Origin of the sequence: Geomonas subterranea (genome assembly GCF_019063845.1) — a bacterium.
In the GTDB taxonomy this organism is placed as follows: domain Bacteria; phylum Desulfobacterota; class Desulfuromonadia; order Geobacterales; family Geobacteraceae; genus Geomonas; species Geomonas subterranea.
The window spans coordinates 1895160-1914321 of record NZ_CP077683.1 but is presented as its reverse complement, the minus strand read 5'-3'; the positions used below and the strand labels follow the sequence as shown (position 1 = coordinate 1914321).

The 19162-nt window shown below is 67.6% G+C and carries 14 protein-coding genes; 9 read left to right on the top strand and 5 right to left on the bottom strand.

Going from position 1 to position 19162, the window contains the following annotated elements; translation table 11 throughout:
* Nucleotides 1-223 precede the first annotated feature (223 nt).
* Both KP001_RS08270 and KP001_RS08265 read right to left on the bottom strand, forming a co-directional pair.
* Nucleotides 224-1699, bottom strand: coding sequence for a leucyl aminopeptidase (locus tag KP001_RS08270; RefSeq protein ID WP_217289054.1), 1476 nt, complete (start codon nt 1697-1699; stop codon nt 224-226).
* A gap of 18 nt (nt 1700-1717) precedes the next feature.
* Nucleotides 1718-3070, bottom strand: a complete 1353-nt coding sequence (locus KP001_RS08265) for a class II 3-deoxy-7-phosphoheptulonate synthase (protein ID WP_217289053.1) — start codon at nt 3068-3070, stop codon at nt 1718-1720.
* Nucleotides 3071-3252: 182 nt separating this feature from the next.
* Between KP001_RS08265 and KP001_RS08260 the strand changes: the two genes are divergently transcribed.
* A complete protein-coding gene (locus KP001_RS08260) occupies nt 3253-4755 on the top strand; it encodes a C13 family peptidase (RefSeq protein ID WP_239027938.1) in 1503 nt (500 codons plus the stop codon).
* 134 nt (nt 4756-4889) lie between these two features.
* Here the strand turns inward: KP001_RS08260 and KP001_RS08255 are convergent, their stop codons facing one another.
* Together KP001_RS08255 and KP001_RS08250 are read right to left on the bottom strand one after the other, a co-directional pair.
* Nucleotides 4890-6272, bottom strand: a complete 1383-nt coding sequence (locus KP001_RS08255; RefSeq protein ID WP_217289052.1) for a TldD/PmbA family protein — start codon at nt 6270-6272, stop codon at nt 4890-4892.
* A complete protein-coding gene (locus tag KP001_RS08250) occupies nt 6257-6496 on the bottom strand; it encodes a DUF4911 domain-containing protein (protein ID WP_217289051.1) in 240 nt (79 codons plus the stop codon). Before KP001_RS08250 ends, KP001_RS08255 begins: the two co-directional genes overlap by 16 nt.
* Nucleotides 6497-6690: 194 nt before the next feature.
* Between KP001_RS08250 and KP001_RS08245 the strand changes: the two genes are divergently transcribed.
* The 8 genes from KP001_RS08245 to KP001_RS08225 are packed head-to-tail and all read left to right on the top strand — an operon-like array spanning nt 6691 to nt 17541.
* Nucleotides 6691-7920: a COG1470 family protein gene (locus KP001_RS08245; RefSeq protein ID WP_239027937.1), complete on the top strand. Its 1230-nt coding sequence runs from the start codon at nt 6691-6693 to the stop codon at nt 7918-7920.
* Nucleotides 7921-7940: 20 nt separating this feature from the next.
* Complete coding sequence (locus KP001_RS22435) at nt 7941-8726, top strand: hypothetical protein (RefSeq protein ID WP_437178170.1); 786 nt, start codon at nt 7941-7943, stop codon at nt 8724-8726.
* The gene (locus tag KP001_RS21965; protein WP_437178169.1) at nt 8651-9742 is read left to right on the top strand and encodes an SdrD B-like domain-containing protein; all 1092 of its coding nucleotides are present in this window, start codon (nt 8651-8653) and stop codon (nt 9740-9742) included. The genes KP001_RS22435 and KP001_RS21965 overlap by 76 nt, the downstream gene beginning before the upstream one ends.
* Nucleotides 9718-12633, top strand: coding sequence for a hypothetical protein (locus tag KP001_RS21960; protein WP_239027935.1), 2916 nt, complete (start codon nt 9718-9720; stop codon nt 12631-12633). The genes KP001_RS21965 and KP001_RS21960 overlap by 25 nt, the downstream gene beginning before the upstream one ends.
* Nucleotides 12594-13541, top strand: coding sequence for an OmpA family protein (locus tag KP001_RS21955; RefSeq protein ID WP_239027934.1), 948 nt, complete (start codon nt 12594-12596; stop codon nt 13539-13541). The genes KP001_RS21960 and KP001_RS21955 overlap by 40 nt, the downstream gene beginning before the upstream one ends.
* Nucleotides 13538-14761 (top strand): FecR family protein, encoded by a 1224-nt coding sequence (locus KP001_RS08235; protein WP_217289049.1) that lies wholly within the window; start codon nt 13538-13540, stop codon nt 14759-14761. The genes KP001_RS21955 and KP001_RS08235 overlap by 4 nt, the downstream gene beginning before the upstream one ends.
* 11 nt (nt 14762-14772) lie before the next feature.
* Entirely contained in the window at nt 14773-16560 is a 1788-nt protein-coding gene (locus KP001_RS08230; protein WP_217289048.1) for an ATP-binding protein, read from the top strand.
* Between the two features lie 12 nt (nt 16561-16572).
* Complete coding sequence (locus tag KP001_RS08225; RefSeq protein ID WP_217289047.1) at nt 16573-17541, top strand: GGDEF domain-containing response regulator; 969 nt, start codon at nt 16573-16575, stop codon at nt 17539-17541.
* On the opposite strand, the gene KP001_RS08220 is transcribed toward KP001_RS08225, so the two are convergent.
* A complete protein-coding gene (locus KP001_RS08220; protein ID WP_217289578.1) occupies nt 17519-18766 on the bottom strand; it encodes a peptidase U32 family protein in 1248 nt (415 codons plus the stop codon). The two genes, KP001_RS08225 and KP001_RS08220, sit on opposite strands and share 23 nt — an antisense overlap.
* Between the last annotated feature and the right edge of the window lie 396 nt (nt 18767-19162).

Sequence of the window (19162 nt, the reverse complement as noted above, 5' to 3'; positions counted from 1 at the left end):
CGGGATGGCGGGATGGCGGGATGGCAGGGGTGAAGGGGTGAAGGGGGAAGGGGGAAGGGGGAAGGGGTGAAGGGGGCGTGATCCCCCTCCCCTCGCGGGAGGGGGCAGGGGGTGGGGGAGGGTGCCATCATTGCCGTATCTTGCAGCTTCACCCACCCCCAACCCCCCTCCCGTCAAGGGAGGGGGAGGAAGAGCGCCCGGCGGGGAGCGGATAAATCCTGAATCAGCGTGCCTCCAAAAACTCGATGAGCAGGCGGACGCCGACCCCGGTGGCTCCTTTGGGGGCATAGGGGCGGGCCTTGTCGTTCCAGGCCGTCCCGGCGATGTCCAGGTGGGCCCAGCGGGTATTGCCGACGAACTGCTTCAGGAACCACCCGGCGCTGATGGCGCCGCCGTCCCTGCTCCCGGCGTTCTTGAGGTCGGCGACGTCGCTTTTCATGACCTCGCCGTACTCTTCCCACAGCGGCAGCGGCCAGACCCGCTCGCCGGTTTCCTCGCCGGCCCGCTTCAGGGCGTCGATCAGGCGCTGGTCGTTCCCCATGAGGCCACTCGCCTCGTGTCCAAGGGCGACCACGCAGGCGCCGGTGAGCGTCGCCAGATCGACCATGGCCGAAGGCTTGAACCGCTCCTTGGCGAAGTGGAGCGCATCGCTCAGGATCAGGCGTCCCTCCGCGTCGGTGTTGGTGATCTCGATGGTGGTACCGGAAAAAGAGGTGAGGATGTCGCCGGGCTTGAAAGCGTTGCCGTCGGGCATGTTCTCGGCGGTCGGGACGATCCCCACCAGGTTCACCGGGAGCTTCAGCCGCGCCGCCGCCTCCAGGGTGCCGAAAACGGCCGCGCTTCCGGCCATGTCCGTCTTCATCGCCTCCATCCCGGCACCGGGTTTGATGGAGATCCCTCCTGAATCGAAGGTGATCCCCTTGCCGACCAGGGCCACCGGGCGACCTTTGCCACCGCGGTACTCGAGCACGATCAGGCGCGGCGGGTTGGCGGCCCCCTTGCCGACGCCGACGAGGGCGTTCATGCCCATCCGCTCGAGCTCCTCCAGTTCGTAAACCCGGCACTCGAGGCCGTTGCGTTCTGCCAGGTCCCGGGCCGCCTGGGCGAGGTAAGCGGGCGTGACGACGTTGCCGGGGTGAGAGACGAGGTCGCGCGCCAGCGTGACGCCGTCAGCGACGATGCCCGCACGTTCCAGCGCCTGGCGTTCAACCTGCGCTTCCTGCCCGGACTCCAGAAGCACGGTGACGGTGTCGAAGGCGAAACGCTGCTCCTTTTCCCTGGTCTTGTACTGCTCGAAGCTGTAGCTTCCGAGCAGCATCCCGACTGCGGCGGTTTCGGCGGCAGCGGGGAAAGCGACGGCGTGGTGCAGGGCGCTGCTGAAAGAGGCAACCCGGGCGCCGCGCAAGGCGGCCACCGCGTTGCCGGCCCCCTGGCGCAGCCGTTCGGCGCTGACATCCTTCTTCTTGCCCAGCCCCACCAGCAAAAGACGCTCGGCCGGGAGCTTCCCCAGCGTGTGCAAGAGCCGGGCAGAGCCGTTTTTCCCGGTGAACTCGCGGCTTTCCGCGAGGCGGGTAAGCAGCCCCCCGAGGGCGGCGTCGCAGGCGTGGTAGAGCTGGTCCTTGTCATCCTCGAAACAGCCGACGACCAGGGCGGGGGTGGCGAATTCAAGCGGATGGGCGGAACCTACTTCTATTTTCATGGGAGACCTCCCTTCGGGTCACTTGCAGGGGTGCAGCATCTCGGCCAGCTCGAAGGCGAGCTCCACGCTCTGCTCGGCGTTCAGACGCGGGTCGCAGTTGGTCTGGTAGTTCAGGTGCAGGTGCTTGTCCAGAAGCTGCCGGCTGCCGCCGGTGCACTCGGTGACATGGTCCCCGGTCAGCTCCAGGTGCACCCCGCCGGCGACGGTCCCCTCGGCCTTGTGGATCTCCCAGAACGTCTTGATCTCGCGAAGGATGTCCTCGAACTTCCTCGACTTCTGCCCGAAATCGTTCTGGTAGGTGTTGCCGTGCATGGGGTCGCAGCTCCAGACCACGTTGTACCCTTCGTGCCGGATCTCGCGCAAAAGCTTCGGGAGGTAGCCGGAGACCTTGTCGGCGCCGAAGCGGGTGATCAGGGTGAGGCGGCCGGGCTCGTTCTCGGGGTTCAGCCGCTCGACGAGGGCCTTGATGTTGTCGAGGTCGTAGTTGGGGCCGATCTTCATCCCCAGCGGGTTCTTCACGCCCCGCAGGAACTCGACGTGGGCCCCCTCCAGTTGGCGGGTGCGGTCGCCGATCCAGAGCATGTGGCCGCTGCAGTCGTACCAGCCGCCGGTGGTGGAATCCATCCGGGTGAGCGCCTCCTCGTAGTCGAGTAGAAGCGCCTCGTGCGAGGTGTACAGGGTCACCTGGTTCAACTGCGGCGTGTGCTGCGGGTCGAGGCCGATGGCGGTCATGAAGTTGATGGTCTTCCAGATCTGGCGCACCAGGTCCTCGTACTTCTGCCCGGCCGGGAGGGCGTCCAGCGAGGCGCGGTGCCAGGCCTGCACCCGGTCCAGCGCCGCGTACCCACCCAGGGTGAAGGAACGCACCAGGTTGAGCGTCGCGGCGGCGCGGTAGTATCCCTCCAGCATCCGGCGCGGGTCCGGCGTTCTCGCCTCCAGGTTCGGCTCGGGGCTGTTCACCATGTCGCCGCGGTAACTTGGGAACTCGACCCCGTTCACCACTTCGGTGTCCGAGGAGCGCGGCTTGGCGTACTGCCCCGCCATGCGCCCGATCTTGATGACCCTCTTCTCGCCGGCGTAGGCGACCACCACCGACATCTGCAGGATGACCTTCAACAGCTCGCGTATGTCGGGGCCGGTGCAGCGCGAGAAATCCTCGGCGCAGTCGCCGCATTGCAGCACGAAGGCCTTCCCGTCCACGGCATCGGCCAGTTGCGATTTGAGCGTCTGGCACTCCCCCGCGAACACCAGCGGCGGCAGCTGCGACAGCGTTTTCAGCGCTTCGTCAAGAGCCGGCCCCGCCGGCCACACCGGCTGCTGCAGGGCGGGAAAAGAGCGCCAGCTCGATTTGCTCCATTTCGTGGTAGGCATGGTGAAACCTCTTTCATCGGTGAGAATGGGCATCCCGGGGGGGCGCACAAGCCGGCCGGGGGGAACGCGTTGCAATGGTAGCAGGATTGCCGTCGATTGAAAAACTAAAAAGTTAATAAAATCAATGAAGGCCATGTTAAAGACTCTTCCAAACCGGCGCCGTCGTGGTATGATGCACGACCATGACTCAGGATCGCCCCACCGACATGACACCCAACGCCCCCACCGAACCACCCGCCCAAAGCTTGCCCGGCACCGATTCCGGAGCAAGCGAAGGGAGCACCGGCCACGGAGCGAACCCCGCGCCGGTAACGACGAGAAGCGCGTTCTCGCGGCTGCGGTCGGACCTTCGCGGCGCCCTGCGCGGCGCGCTCTTTTTGCGCTCGGGCTTCGAGACGCTGACCTCCACGCCGGGAAACCTGGTGCTGTTGGCCGGCATCGACGTCGTGCTGAACCTGCTGGTCTCCCTGCTGCTGGTCGGGCGCGGCGGCAGTTTCTCCTACTCGTCGATCCCGTATTTCCTTTTCCACCTCCCCCTGCTACTCCTCTTCGGGGTCGCGGCCCGGCCGCTGCTGGCGCGCCCCCCGGCGATCGCGGGCCTCGCTTCAGCGCTGGTCGCCTTCAGCATCCCCATCGAGCTTACCCACGGCATCCTCGAATGGCTCGCCCAGTGGCGCCCCTTCGAATGGCTCTCCGACCACCTCGCCGCGCCGCACTACTACCGGTTCTTCGGCTGGTGGGTGGCGGCCTCCCTGGTTTTCCTGCTCCGCCTGGATGGCCCGCTCGGGGTGCGTCGCCGCCTCCGGCTCGTGGCGCTGTTCATCGTGCTGGTGGGGGTTCCGCTTTACTTCTACCAGCGCGGCGACCTCTGGGTGAGCAACGAAGGGGGGAACGAGAGCGGAGAGCTATCCCTCACCGACCAGGTGCTCACGGCCCAGAGCCGGCTTTTGGACGACCAGCTCGGCTCCCTGCTCCCCGGGCGCCACGGCCAGAGCGATCTCTATTTCGTCGGGTTTGCCGGGGATGCCTCGCAGGACGTCTTCCTGAAGGAGCTGAGCGCGACCCGGCAACTCTTCGACACCCGCTTCGGAACTGCGGGGCGCTCCGTGCTGCTGGTCAACAACCCGCAGAGCGCCACCACGCTCCCCTTCGCTACCGCCGCCAACCTGGAGCGGGCCCTGGTGCGGGTGGGGGAGCTCATGAACCGGGACGAGGACGTCCTTTTCCTCTACCTGAGCTCGCACGGCTCGCGGGACCAGGAGCTGGAGGTGAGCAATCCCCCCCTGGAATTGAAACAGGTGACCCCCGAATCCCTGCGGCGCATGCTGCAAAAGGCGGGGATCCGGTACAAGGTCGTGGTGGTGTCGGCCTGCTTCTCGGGGGGATTCGTCCAGCCGCTGCAGGATGACGGCAGCCTCATCATCACCGCCGCCGACGCCACCCACGAATCCTTCGGCTGCGGCTTCGGCGAGAACTACACCTGGTTCGGCGAGGCCTTCGTGGGGGACGCGCTCAGAGGGACCTTCAGCTTCACCGAGGCCTTCGAAAAGAGCCGCGATACCGTCAGAAAGTGGGAGGAGGAGCGGGGCGAGACCCCGTCCAACCCGCAGATATGGGCCGGCAAGGAGATCTGGCCGGTGTTGAAAAGGCTGCAAAAGGAGCTGGAACAGCGGGGAACAAAGTAGGGGAGGGGACTGAGGGGCGATGCCCCTGTCCCCTCTCCCTCTGGGAGAGGGTGCCCGCAGGGCGGGTGAGGGAAGGTTAGTAGGGAGAGGGGATTGTCGATCCCTGTGGCGACAGATCGGTTCAACCAGTTTTTTTAGCGCGCGCCGCCGACGGTGATGGCCGGGATGAGGAGCGTGGGCTGCGCGTCCGATACCGGCACCCCCTGGCCGTCCTTGCCGCAGGTGCCGATGCCGAAACCAAGGTCGTTCCCCACCATGGAGATCTGCCGCAGTACCTCGGGGCCGTTTCCCGCCAGGGTTGCTCCCCGCACCGGCTCGCTCACCACGCCGTTTTCGATCAGGTATCCCTCGGAAACCTCGAACACGAAGTCCCCGGTCACCGTGTTCACCTGGCCGCCCCCCATGCGCTTGACGAAGAGGCCGTTGGAGACGCTCTTCACGATCTCCGCCGGATCGCTCTGCCCCGGCGCGATCAGGGTGTTGGTCATGCGAACGATGGGGCGGTTGCGGTAGGACTCGCGCCGTCCGTTTCCGGTGGAGGCGCAGCCGTCCTTCATCGCCGAGAGCCGGTCGTACAGGTACCCCTTGAGAACGCCGTTCTCCACCAGCACCGTCCTCTGCGCCGCCGTCCCCTCGCTGTCGAAGCCGAAGCAGCCGCGGGCATGGGGGATGGTGGCGTCGTCCACGACGGTGATCAGCTCCGAGGCGACCCGCTCCCCGATCCTCCCCCGGTACACCGAACTCCCCGCCTGCACCAGATCCGCCTCGAGCCCGTGGCCGATCGCCTCATGCACCATGGTTCCCCCCGCTTCGCTGGAGAGCACCACCGGGAACTGCCCCGACGGCGATTTGCGCGCCCCGAGCATCATCACCCCCCGCGCCGCCGCCTTGAGCGCCAGCTCCTCAGGGGGGAGCCCGTCGAAGAGCTCGAAGCCGCGTGCCGCGCCCAGCGGCTCGTACCCGGTCTGGGTCACCGCGCCGTCCCGGGCCACGACCTGGACGATGAACACCGTGGAGCAGGAACTCTCCTCGTGGAACTCACCCAGGGAGTTCACGCTCTGGGTCTTCACGCGGGCATCGCGGTACACCGCCAGCACCTGCCTGACGCGGGGATCGAAGCCGCGCGCGGCGCGGTCGGCCCGGCCGACCAGGTCGACCTTGCGCGCCAGTTCCACCTGGTCCGGGGGGATGGCCGCGGGATAGCCGGGGGCGGACTTGCGGGCGCAGAGGTTGAAATCGGGGTGGGGGACGCCGCCGCGCACCCCGCGGCTCACCGTGTCGGCGAGCTGCAAAAGGGACTCCTGGCTCAGCTGGTTGGTGTAGGCGTAAGCGGTCGAGAACCCGGAGATGACCCTGATACCGATGCCGCGGTCCGCCGCCGACAGCACCCGCTCCACCTTGCCGTCCTCGCACGCAACCGAGGTGTAGGCGCCATCCTCGTAGTAGATGTCGGCGAACTCGCCACCGGCAGCGAGGGCGCGCCTGAGGATCGCCGCCGCGTCTACGCTTTCGAGCACGGCTCACCTGCCTCGGTCACCTCGGTGACCTGTATCTCCTCCCCCAGCGCCCGCATCAGCGAGTCGACCTCGGCCCCGAAGCAGACCGGGTAGTTGACCCGCACGATCCCCCGCTTGCCGTCGATGGTGCTCATGGTGGTGAGCCCCTCGTGGGCCTCCAGGATGTACTTCATGTACACGATGTCGCGGTTGGCCAGCTGGTAGTAGCGGTTGGCGGTTTCCATCATCCCTCCCTCGGGCCACTCCGGCCCGGATTTCGTTCATACCATTTGAATGTGCAAAAGACAAATTTTCTTTCCGCTGGTTGCCTATGCGCCGCCGTCTGATATTTTTCTAAGACATGAGATTAGTCACTTCTAATAAATTTCCTGATACGTACAACCCCCTGATCCAACAGCTTGCGCAGCTTTGCTGCGTTTTGTTTTTCCTGCTCTTCATGGGAAAAGGGGCCTTCGCCGCCAGCCGGCCCGACCTCATGGTCCGCCTCGCCAGCGAAACGGATGCCGCCTACCTGGGGGAGGGGATCTACGAGGGCACCGCCAGCGTCCAGTCGCGATCGCAACCCGCCTATCCCGGACTTGCCGCCCAGTTCCGGGTGCAGGTGAAGAACGCCGGGGACCAGCCGGACCGCTTCCTGCTGACGGGCCCGGGGAGCGGGGCCGCCGTCACGGTCGGCTATCTCGACGCGGGGGGCGTGGACCGTACCGCCGACCTCTCCGGGGGGGGGTATCTGAGCGCGTCGCTCGCGCTGGGAGAATCGCTCTCCCTGCTGGTCCGGGTGAGCCCGGTTTCGTTCACCCCGGGGGCGAGCCACCGCGTCGCGGTGACCGCCGTCTCCATCGGAGACCCGCTGGCCGTGGACCAGGTGAAGACCGAAACCGTCGCCTGCGTCGAGACCGCCGCGGTCATCGTCTCGGCACCTCCCGACGGCACCGGCTCCCCCGGTACCGTGGTGAACTACCCGTACACGGTAACCAACGTCGGTAACGGTGACAACGCCTTCTCCCTCTCGGTCACCATGGGAAGCGGCTGGCGCGGGGAGCTCTTCGCCGATGACGGCGCCGGGGGGGGGATCGCCGGCGACGGGGTACGCCAGGCCGGCGAGATCAACGGATCCGCGGGAACCGGCTCCCTGGCACCGGGAGCCTCCTACCGGTTCTTCCTCGCCGTCACCGTCCCGGAAACAGGGAGCGACGGGGCGCGCGGCGAATCCACGGTCGCGGCGTCCGGCACCGGGGCGAGCGGGACCGACCAGGTGAACACGACCCTGCTGTCCGCCGTGGTCCTCCTGAGCGAGGGGGTGCGCAACCTCACCAGGGGGGGGATCTTCGCCGCGAGCGCGGATGCCGTGCCCGGCGACCTGCTCCAGTACCGGATGGCGGTGACCAACGGCGGCTCCGCCCCGGCCACCTCCGTCAGCATCGACAGCCCCATCCCTCCCGGCCTGGTCGTCGCACCCGATTCGCTGCTGCTCTCCCTTGCCCCGACCGGCGAGGGGGCTCCCTGTGCGGCGGCGCAATGCGGCCAGGCGAGGATCGGGGAGGGGGGAGTCATCGCGCAACTCGGCGAGGGAGCAACCTCTGCCGCCGGCGGCATCCTCGCACCGGGCAGGACCATCTATCTGTACTTCAAGGCGCAGGTCCAATAATGAAATGATCGGGGAAACTGATGACAGTCCCGGGATGGCGCAAGATGGGAGGGGAACTGGTCCGGGCATGCCTTCTCGGCATCGCGCTTTTGATGGTGCTCCCGGCTGCCGTATGCGCACTCACCCCGTCCGGGACCGTGATCAGCCACGGCTTCTCCGCGCGGTTCGCCACCCCTTCACCGCGTCAGGTCCATTCCAACCAGACCCAGATCACCGTGCGGGACCTGGCGGACCCGGAGCTGGTCCCGCCCCGTAGCGCTACGGCGCAGGCGGGGGTGCCGGTCGACTTCCAGCACGTCCTCACCAACAGGGGAAACTTCCCCGACAGCTTCCAGCTGAAGGTGGTACCGCTGCAGGGGGTGACGGAGAGCGCTCCCGCGCCCCTCCTGCGCTTCTACCAAGGGGACGGGGTGACGCCGGTACCGGCCAATCCCGAGGGGGTCCAGGTGGTGGGGCCGGTGGCGGCGGGCGCCTCGGTCAACCTCGTGCTCCGGGCGGTTCCGGCGGCGGGGAGCGAGGGGAGGGTGACGGGGATCGTCCTGTCGGCGACCTCGGTGCTGTTCCCGGCGCGCAGCAGCAGCGTCAGCGACCAGTTGCAGGTTCCCGTTCCCGGCAGCGTCACCGTGCTGAAGGGGTCTCCCCCGCGGGCGCGGTGCTCCCGGGAGCCGTCCTCTCCTACCGCCTCGCGCTCAGTAACGGCGGGGCCTCCGCTGTTTCAGGGGTGCTGCTTTTGGACCCGCTGGACGAACTCCTCGAGTACCAGCCCGGGAGCGCCCTGCTCCCGGAGGGACTGGCTGGGACGGTGAGCTACGACGCCGGCAGCCGCGCCGTGCGCTTCGACATCCCGTCGCTCCCGGCCGGTTTCAGCGGCGAGATCACCTTTCGCGCCGCGGTGCGCAGGGACGCCCCCGGCAACGCCCCCATCGTGAACACCGCCGGCGTCACCACAAGCCTGAGCAGCGCACCGACGCTCAGCAACAGCACCTTCAACACGGTGCTGGCGCGCTCCCTGCTGGTCACCAAGAAGGCGGGGAGCACCGTCGCCGAGGCGGGTGACATCGTGGCCTACACCGTGCGGGTGGAGAACGTGGGGGCGGCGCCTTTGGAGCACGTCACCGTGGAGGACCAGATCCCCGCCGGGTTCCGGTACATAAAGGGTTCGAGCCGCGTGGACGGCTCTGCCGTCGCGGACCCGGCAGGCTCATCGCGGCATCTCGGCTGGGACCTCGGGAGTATGGCGCCGGCTGCCGTGAAGCTTCTTTCCTACCGGCTGGTTCTCCTGGCAGGAGTCCCCGCCGGCACCAGCGTCAACTGGGCCCGGGCCTCCGGGATCACCGGGACGGGAAGTGGCAGCGTATCCCCGCCCGCCAGCGCCGCAGTGAAGGTGCGCCCCTCCATCCTCGGTGACAAGGCGGTGATCATGGGGAGGATCTTCCGGGACCGGAACGGCAACGGCATCCCGGACCCGGGCGAGGCGGGGGAGCCCGGGGTGAGGATATACCTGGAGGATGGCTCCTTCGTCCTCTCCGACGCCGAGGGACAGTACAGTTTCACCGGCGTCGCCTCGGGCAATCACGTTCTGAAGATAGACCGGGAAACGCTCGACCCGGCACTCCGCCCGCTGCCGTACAACACCTCCTTCGCGGGAGTGGGGTGGTCGCAGTTCGTCACCGTCCCCTTCGGCGGTCCCGCGCGGGCCGACTTCGCCATGATGCCGGCACCGGAGCCCCCCTCACCCCCGCCGCCGCTGCCGCCGGAGTGCCTCCCCCGTCGCCGTTCGCACCGGAGATCCCACTGGTGCCGGCCGCTTCCGGCCCCCTGAGCCCCGCCCCCCCCGCCGAATGGCTCCTGGTCGGCCTGGGGAGCGCCACCGTGGGTGCCAAGACGGGAGGCGACGCGGGGATATTCCACGACGAACGGCTCGCCTTCTACACCCGCGGCCCCCTGTCGGGCGACTACCGCTTCACCGCCGCATACGACTCCGACAAGGAGCGCCGGGATGGGGTGTTCCAGACCCTCGACCCCGAGAAGTACTACCCGGTGTATGGCGACGCCACCGACATCGGGTACGACGCCCAGTCCAGGGGGAAACTCTACATGAAGGTCGAGTCCGGCCGTTCCTATCTCATGGAGGGAGACTACCGCACCGTCCTCTCCGAGAACGAATTCTCGCGCTACGACCGCGCCCTCAACGGGGCGAAGCTGGAGGTGAACCGGGACCACCTCACCGTGAAGGGGTTCGAAAGCCGCACCGAGGAGACCATCACCCGGGACGAGATCGCAGGCAACGGCACCTCAGGCCATTACCTGTTGTCCCGCAGGCCGCTCTTCGAGAACAGCGAGCGGGTCCGCATCGAGGTGCGTGACCGCTACCACTCCGAGCGCGTCCTCTCCGTCACCGAAAAGGTCCGCTACGCGGATTACTCCATCGATTACCTCGCCGGGACGATCCTCTTCAAGGAGCCGGTTGCTTCGCTGGACCAGTTCCTGAACCCGGTCACCATCGTCGTCACCTACCAGGCCCAGGGAGGCGGGGAAAAACGCTACGTCTACGGCGGGCGCGCCCAGTTCCGCGGCGACCAGGGGTACCTGGGGGGGACCGCGGTGATCGAGGAGCACGCCGTCAGGGAGACCTCCCTGTACGGCCTCGATGCCGGTTGGCGCATCGGGCAATGGCTCACCCTGAAGGGGGAGGGGGCGGTCAGCGAGAGCCTGGTGAACGGGAGGGGAAGCGCCTGGAAGACCGACCTCGCCCTGCACCCGGCCGGGCCCCTTTCCCTCGCGGCGTACTACCGCCGGGTGGACGCGGACTTCTTCAACCCGTCGATGAGCGGCAACGAGACCGGCACCGAGAAGTTCGGCGGCCGGCTCGATTACCGGGACGGGGGGAGCACCCGCATCTTCGCCGAGAGCTTCGTGCAGCGCGAGGAGAGCGTGGGGCGCAGGCTCCTGGGGAACCAGTTGGGGATGACGCGGAGGTTCTCCCTGCTGGACGCGGATGCGGGGGTGAAACTTCTGCGCGAGGAGAAGGAGGGAAAAAGCGGCGACGCCGGCCTGGTCTACGGTGCGGTCAAGGGGAGCCTCACCCCGAGGCTCGACGCGACGCTGCGGCGCGAGCAGCTCCTTTCCTCCTCCACCATCGCGGAATACCAGTCCAAGACCTTTTTGAAGCTCGACTACCGCCTGAACAGGAGTACCAGGGCCTTTCTCACCGAGGAGTACCAGGAGGGTTCCCCCCTCATCCGGCACGCCACCCTCTTCGGCCTGGAGAGCAGGCTCAGCGACCGGATGCGGCTCACCACCGGCTATACGCTCTCCAGCGGCGTCGCCGGCAGCACCGAGCAGAGCAACATCGACCTGCACAGCAAACTCGTGGAGCAGGAGGGGTTCAACCTCGCCTCGCGCACCGGGTATCAGCTGGAAAACTCCCTCTCCGGCGAACGCGGACAGGCGGTCCTTGGGCTCAACAGCCGCTACCGCGTGGCGCAGGGGCTCTTCGTGAATTCGAGCTTCGAGCGGGTGCAGACGGTGCGGGGGGACGCCGGCACCCGCACCGCCTTCACCCTGGCGGGGGAATACCTGCGCGCGAAGGACCTGAAGCTGACCGGCCGGTACGAGATCAGGACCGCTCCCGGCGAAACAGCCTCGCTCTACGGCGCCCACGCCGCCTACCGCCTGACCCCCTCCTTCACCCTTCTGGGGAAGGTTTCCCTTTGGGACCGCGACGCCGGTACCGGCAGCGACCTCACCCTGGACAGCTACCTCGGGGGCGCCTTCCGCCCGCTGGCGGGGGACCCGCTCCAGCTCCTCACCCTGGTGCGTTACAAGGGGGAGAAGCGGGAAACGGTGCCGGGAACCCCGGACAACCGGAGCGTGATCGTGTCGGCCGAGCCGACCTACCGCCTGGTGAGCCGGTGGACCGCGCAGGGGAAATACGCCGGGAAGCTCACCTGGTCGGAGGGGACCGGGGGGCGCTGGAACACCTACACCGACCTGGTCCTCGCCGGCCTCTCCTACGATCTCGCGGAGCGCTGGGAACTCTCCGCGTACCTGAAGCTTTTGAACCAGTACGACGCCGGGGTACATGCCCTGGGCGCTGTGGGAAGCGCGGGTTACCGGGTCTACCGCAACGTGGTGCTCTCGGCGGGGTACAACTACGCGCGGCTCGACGACCGCGACCTGACCGGGGAGAGCCACCAGAGACAAGGCCCCTTCTTCGGCATCAAGGTGAAGTTCGACGAGGATATGTTCGAATCGGCCGGCGCGAGGGTGCTCCCCTTTCCCCCCCCTCCGGCGCCGGTGGCGGCGGTCCCGCCCGAGCCGGGGCCTGACCCGGAGCCGGTCCCGGCCGTGCTGGTGACCATGGAGCGGATCGACGAGCCGCTGCTTCTTTCGGGGAGCGCCGAGCTCTTCACGCTGCTGGTGAACGGGGAGGCGGCGCGGCTCCCCTCCACCGCGGTCACCCTTTCCCGGGAATGGATGGCATCACTGGATCTCAAGGGGGGGAGGTTCGCGACGCCGCTGCGGCTACTGGCGAGCGTGGAGGAGCCGGACCAGGTCCGTGCCTGGAGCCTCGTCTTCCTGAACCGCTCCGGAGAGGAGATCCGGAGAATGGGGGCAAGGGCGCTCCCCCCGGGCGGATCGACTGGGAGGGGAAGACCGACCGGAGCAGGGTGGAGCAGGGGGAGATCTACCAGTGCCAGCTCCAGGTGACCTACCTGGACGGTTCCGTCTTCCGGACCGGCCGCGAGCTCTTCGGCGTCAACCGCAGCGAGGCGGTCCTCCTCACCCTGGCCGGCGGCGCCTTCGTCTTTGACAAGTCCGTCCTCACCACGGAGGCGAAGCGCCTTCTGAGCGGGGCGGCCCGGGTGCTGCGCGAGCATCCCGGCGAGAAGGTGATCGTCGAGGGGCACACCGACGGCATCGGCGGCGCGGAGTACAACATGGCCCTCTCCAGGAGGCGCTGCGACGCGGCGGCGGATTACCTGGTGCGGTCTGAGGGGATCGCACCGGCGCGCCTTTTGCGGCGCTGGTACGGCAAGTCGAGGCCCGTGGCGGACAACGTCACCACCCCCGGCCGGCGCCTGAACCGACGGGTCGAGCTGAAGGGGGATTACCAGAAACTGCGGCCGACCGACCCGGACGACAGGTACCGCACCCGTCCCTTCGTGGTGGTCAACGGGCGCGACGTCCCGGTGGACGCGGTGGGGCGCTACGAGACCTCCCTCCCCGGCGACACCGGCCGGCTCAAGGTGGAGATGGGGGATTCACGGGGTAGGTTCCTCGCCACCGAGCTGCCGCTGCCGGCCTTGACCGTGGCGCAGCCGGGGGGCTCGGTCCTGGTCCGCTACGGAGGCTCCGCCGCCGGCGTCAGCGTCTCTGCGGACGGCGGCGTCCTATGCCGGGTCGCCGGCTCCGCGGGCGAAGGGGAGCGGCTGGAACTCGACGGCCGCGAGCTGCCGCTCACCTCGCTTGGCTCCTTCGCGGTCGAGTTCCCGATGGGGAGTGGCGACCGGGTGCTGGGGATGGTGGTCAGAAACGGCGCCGGCTGCTCCAAGCTCATGAACCTGCGTCTGCGTTCCGAGAAGCTGCTGGTGTCGCCCGGGGAGGTGAAGCCGTGACCGGCGGGGAGCGCTTGAAAAAGTTCGCCGGGGTTGCAGCCGAGACCGGGGCTGCACTGCTCCTGGTCCTCGCGCTCTTCTGGCTCTTCATCCTGTTCCTGTTCACGGTCTTTCCCTCCGGGACCCCGATCAAGGAGATGGTCTCCGAGTCCGGTGCAGCGTCGCCGCTGTCGCGCGCCGGCGCCAAGCGTCCCGAGGCGGCCCTGCAGTCCCTGGTGCGGGACGTCCGCTGCCGGCGCGGCGATTCCGTGGCCTGGGGGGACGCGAGCGAGGGGATGATCCTGTACAACCGTGACGCGGTGCAGACCTTCGACCGCTCCGGCGCCACCATCTCCTTCGCGCCGGGCGACCGTCTCGCCATGGGGAGCAACTCCATGGTGGTGGTGACCCGCCTGAACGAGACGCTGGAGGGGGGACCGAGGTCGTACCGGGTGCACGTGGAGGGGGAACTGCGCGGCAGCTTCTCCTCCGCGAAGAGGGTGCGCCTGGAGGTGGCCACCGCAGGACACCTGGCCCGTGTGGTGCCAGGGGGTTCGCGCTTCACCTTCACCCCCCTCGGGGAAAACGCCTCCAGCCTCACCGTGCACGCAGGCGAGGTGCAGGTGCGGGGGGAGGACAGGGTGGTCAGGGTCCCGGCCCGTTTCGGGGTGACGCTCAGGCGCGGTGTGCCGGTGGGGCCGGCGCTCCCGCTTCCCGCTGCCCCACGGCTCAAGAACGATAACCTGCTCTACCGTTTCCGCCTGCTTCCCCCGAGGGTCCGTTTCGACTGGACCGGCGCGGAGGGGGCGTACCACTTCCAGCTCTCCGCCGAGCCCCGCTTCCGGAAGGTGGTGCTGGACAGCAAGGTGAACGGGACCGGGTTCGACGCGGGGACCCTCGAAGCCGGCGACTACTACTGGCGGGTGAGCCGGGTCGAGGAGGGCAGGGAAGGCCCCTTCAGCCGGACCGGGCACTGCCGGCTGTTGCAGCAGCTGAACCCGCCGCGGCTCGAGGTCGATTTCCCGCCACCATCGGTCGGGATCGGGGGGTACCGCCTCGCGGGGAGGTGCCAGCCCGGCTCGTCCGTCTACGTGAACGGGGACGCGGCCGCCATGGCGGAAGACGGCAGCTTCAGCCACGAGATCGAACTCCGGTCGGGGGTCAACCTGATCAGGGTCGAGGCGGTCGACCAGGCGGGGAACGCCAGCTACGCGTCGCGGGTGGTGTACGGCAAAGAATAGGGAGGCCATACATGCAAAGCAGATTGAAGTTCCCGCTCAGGTTCAAGATGCTGCTCTCCCAGCTCCTGGTGGTCTCGGTGGTGCTGAGCCTGATCACCTTCACCATGGCGAACCTGTTCCAGGCCGACAAGACCGCCTACATCCACGACCTCACCTCGACCATGGTGCTGCACACCGCGGAGGAGGCGAACACGCTGGTGGCGGGGTACACCGAGAAGCTGAGGCTCTTTTCCCGGCTGATGGGGGACCAGGAGATGGCCGGGCGCGAGCAGGCGCTGCAGGGGCTTTTCGAGGAGTTCGGCGAATTCGTCATGGTGAGCCGCACCGGCGCCGACGGAGAGCAGAACGTCTACGACCAGGAGGCGCTGGCGGGCGCCGGGGTGACGCCGGAACAGCTCCTTTCCTACCGGGAGCACCACCCCATCCCACCTGAGCCCTCCGGAGCGGGACCCCGCCTCGAACTCTCCACGGTAGCCCCCGGGCTTCCCACCCTGACCCTTACCATAACCGGGCCCGCCGCCAAAGGGGAGGAACCGGTGGTGGCCTCCGGCGTCATCCGCCTGGACCGGCTGCAGCGGCTCGCCAGCCGTTCCCGTGTCTTCGACACCTTCCTGGTCGATGCCTCCGGCCGGTACCTGGCCCACGCCGACCGGCGCAAAATCGGCGAGCCGGTGCGCAGTTCGTGGTGGGGCAAGGTGCGCGGCACCCCCCGGCTGAGCGGCCTGACCCTCGAGTACCCGCTCGGCGAGCGCCCCATGGTGGGAGGGTTCTCCCGCACCGAAATCGCGGGGATGACCGTAGGGGTGCAGATTCCCAAGAGCGCCGCGTTTCTCACCTCCCGGGCCCTTCTGGCCGACCTCCTGATCCTCACCCTGGTCCTCCTCGGGGGCGCGGCCCTTTTGAGCCAGTTCTGGTCGCGCCGGCTCACCCGCCCCATCGAGAAACTGTCCGAGGCCACCAGGATGGTCGGGCAGGGGCGCTTCGAGATCGAGGTGCCGGCGGTCTCCGGCGACGAGATCGGCGCCCTGGCGGGATCGTTCAACCGCATGGCGCAGGAGCTCAAACAGCGCGAACAGGCGCTGAAGGACCTCTACGGGCAGCTGGTGCAGTCCGAGAAGATGGCCGCCTTCGGCGCCCTCGGCGCCGGCATCGCCCACGAGGTGAAGAACCCGCTGGCCGGTATCCTCGGCATCACGCAGCTCTCGCTGCGCGGCGTCGAGAGCGGCAACCCGCTGGAGAAGAACCTGCACATCATCGAGAAGGAGACCAAGCGCTGCAAGACCATCATCGAGAACCTCCTGAAGTTCGCCCGGCAGGAGCAGGTGGAATTCGGCGACGTGGACGTGGCCCAGGTGGTGGCCGACGCGCTCGCCATAGTGGACCACCAGCTGGGGATCAACAGCGTCAAGGTGGAGCGGGAGGTGGAGCCCGGTCTCCCCGCCTGCCGCGGCAACGCGAACCAGTTGCAGCAGGTGCTCATGAACCTGATGATCAACGCCCAGCAGGCGATGGGGGGGACGGCGGGGCTGGTGCGGCTGTCGGCGCGCCGGCTGGAAGAGGGGGCAGTGGAACTGCGGGTTTCCGACAACGGTCCCGGGATCCCCAGGGAGATCCAGGCGAAGATCTTCGACCCGTTCTTCACCACGAAACCCGCGGGGCAGGGGACCGGGCTTGGGCTGTCGGTGAGTTACGGCATCGTGAAGGACCATGGCGGCGATATCCGCCTGGAGAGCGAGGAGGGGGTGGGGACCACCTTCATCATCACCCTTCCCCCACCTGCCGCGGCGAACGCGGGATAGAGGAGGACGGACATGGAGCTTTTAGTCGTGGATGACGAGGAGACCTTGAGAAGCGTGGTGTCGCAGGTGCTTACCGCCGACGGGTTCACCGTCTCCGAGGCGGCCAGCGGGGAGGAGGCCCTGGAGGCGTTCAGGGCCGGCTCGCACCAGCTGGTGATCACGGACATCAGGATGAGCGGCATGAGCGGCATAGAGCTTTTGAGCGAGATCAAGAGCCACAACCCCGACACCCAGGTGGTGATCATGACCAGCCACGCTTCGCTGGACAGCGCCCTCACGGCGCTGCGGGCCGGCGCCTACGATTACCTGGTGAAGCCGTTCGAGAGCCTCGACCTGATCTCGGCGGTGGCGGGGCGGGCAGCGGAGAAGGCGCGCCTGGTGGCGCAGAACCGGGAATTGCTGGAACAGCTGACGCGGGCCAACCAGGAGCTGCAGGAGGCGAACCTGGCGCTCAAGGAGATGGCGGTTCGCGACGGTCTCACCTCGCTGTTCAACCACCGCTACTTCCAGGAGGCGTTCGCCCAGGAGGTGGCCCGCTCCAAACGCTTCGACAAGCGCTGCAGCCTGATCTTCTTCGACGTCGACAACTTCAAGCAGTACAACGACACCCACGGCCACCCCGAGGGGGACCGGCTCCTGAAGGGGCTGGCCCGGATCGTGATGTCCCATTCCAGAGCCTGCGACGTCGCCGCGCGCTACGGGGGGGAGGAGTTCGTGCTCCTGCTGCCGGAGACGGCGAAGGAGGGGGCGGTGAAGGCGGCCGAGGAGATGCGGGTGCGGGTGGCGGAGCACCCGTTCGCGGGGAGGGAGACCCAGCCCCTGGGGAAGGTCACCGTGAGCGTCGGGGTCGCCTCCTTCCCGGAGGACGGCGTCGATCCCCAGGCGCTCCTCGAGTGCGCGGACCAGCTTTTGTACCGCGCCAAGAACAGCGGCAAGAACCGGGTGGTGACGGCGGGGGCTACCCCAGCTTCTCCCGCCTGATGAGGTCGAACTGGCCCGCACCCTCGACCCCCGCCAGGATCACCTGCTGGTTGGGGTGGGCCACGGTGAGGGGGACGCCGTCGAGGTCGGTCATCGCGGAGAGGGTGAAGCGGGTGAACTGGGCCCCCTGGCCGATCAGCTCGAGCACGTCCCCCGCCTGGAGCCGGTTGCGCACCATCACCTGGGCGCCGCCGGGCACTCCCTTTTCCACCAGCGCCACGAACTCGAAGTTGCGCACGTAGGTGGAGAGGTACTCGTGGTCCACGTCGCGCGGCTTGCCGAGCAGGAACCCGGTGGTGTAGCCGCGGTGGCTCACCTTGGCCAGCTCCTCGAGCCATTCCGGCTTGAGCCGGTACCCAAGCGGATCCTCCCAGTAGCGGTCCAGCGCCTCGCGGTAGATCCGGATCACGCTCGCCGCGTAGTAGATCCCCTTCATGCGCCCCTCGATCTTCAGCGAATCGACGCCGCATTCCACCAGCGCCGGGAGCTGCTCGATGAGGCAGAGGTCCTTGGAGTTGAAGATGAAGGTGCCGCTTTCGTCCTCGTGGATCGGGAAGTATTCGCCGGGGCGGGTTTCCTCGACGATGGAGTAGTTCCAGCGGCAGGGCTGGGTGCACTCCCCCTTGTTGGCGTCGCGGCCGGTCATGGCCGAGGAGAGGAGGCAGCGCCCGGAGTAGGAGATGCACATGGCGCCGTGGATGAATACCTCGAGCTCCATGTCGCAGCGCTGCGCGGTTTCCCGGATCGCGTCCAGGGACATCTCGCGGGCCAGGTTGACCCTCTTCACCCCCTGGGCCTGCCAGAAGCGGGCGGAACGCCAGTTGGTGGTGTTGGCCTGGGTGGAGAGGTGGATGTCGCGCTCCGGATAGCGCTCGGCGATAAGCGCCACCACACCGGGATCGGCGGCGATGAAGGCGTCGAAGGGTATGCCGGCCACCTCGGCCAGGTAGCGCTCCAGGACCGGGAGGTCCTCGTTGTCGGCGAAGGCGTTCACCGTAAGATACACCTTCACGCCGTGCCGGTGCGCGTACGCCACCGCCTCGTCGAGCTCGATCCGGGTGAAGTTGCCGGCGAGGTTTCTAAGCCCGAACGCCTTCCCTCCGAGGTAGACGGCGTCCGCGCCGTAGCGGATCGCCACCTTCAACTTCTCCATGTTGCCGGCGGGCGCCAGCAGCTCCGGTTTCACCCGCGGGCGCACCACCCGCTCCCCGTCCGTTTCACCCATCCCCGAATTCTCCAGCTCGTTCCCGTTACCTGTCACCCGTGCTCCTTGTCGGCCCGTTGCCGCCGGTGGCGATTGCGCTGTAGCGGCACACCCGGCACCGGGTAACCTAGCACAGACCGGCCGGACAAGGGAACCCCCCAAAGGCGCTTTCCCCTTGACATTGATGGGCAAAAGGCTTTAATTATGTTAAATTTTTGTCGGTACCAACGAAGGCAAGCCGAAAAGACGGGGCATCTAAGTTCGCGGTTTCAGTGGCTTATGCGGCGCGCTTTTCCGGCTTCCTCTTCAGAATGGGTCCCGAAAACTAATGAATGGTTGGCCGTTGATCTGGTTACCGATGTCATGAGCGCTGTATCACTTTGCATGCCTCGCCGCCGGTACGGAGCGAGGAGGAGG

Bases quoted from the DNA above. Each gene is read 5' to 3' on its own strand.
- KP001_RS08270 (WP_217289054.1), bottom strand. From the start codon at position 1,699: ATGAAAATAGAAGTAGGTTCCGCCCATCCGCTTGAATTCGCCACCCCC.
- KP001_RS08265 (WP_217289053.1), bottom strand. From the start codon at position 3,070: ATGCCTACCACGAAATGGAGCAAATCGAGCTGGCGCTCTTTTCCCGCC.
- KP001_RS08260 (WP_239027938.1), top strand. From the start codon at position 3,253: ATGACTCAGGATCGCCCCACCGACATGACACCCAACGCCCCCACCGAA.
- KP001_RS08250 (WP_217289051.1), bottom strand. From the start codon at position 6,496: ATGGAAACCGCCAACCGCTACTACCAGCTGGCCAACCGCGACATCGTG.
- KP001_RS22435 (WP_437178170.1), top strand. From the start codon at position 7,941: ATGACAGTCCCGGGATGGCGCAAGATGGGAGGGGAACTGGTCCGGGCA.
- KP001_RS08230 (WP_217289048.1), top strand. From the start codon at position 14,773: ATGCAAAGCAGATTGAAGTTCCCGCTCAGGTTCAAGATGCTGCTCTCC.
- KP001_RS08225 (WP_217289047.1), top strand. From the start codon at position 16,573: ATGGAGCTTTTAGTCGTGGATGACGAGGAGACCTTGAGAAGCGTGGTG.
- KP001_RS08220 (WP_217289578.1), bottom strand. From the start codon at position 18,766: ATGGGTGAAACGGACGGGGAGCGGGTGGTGCGCCCGCGGGTGAAACCG.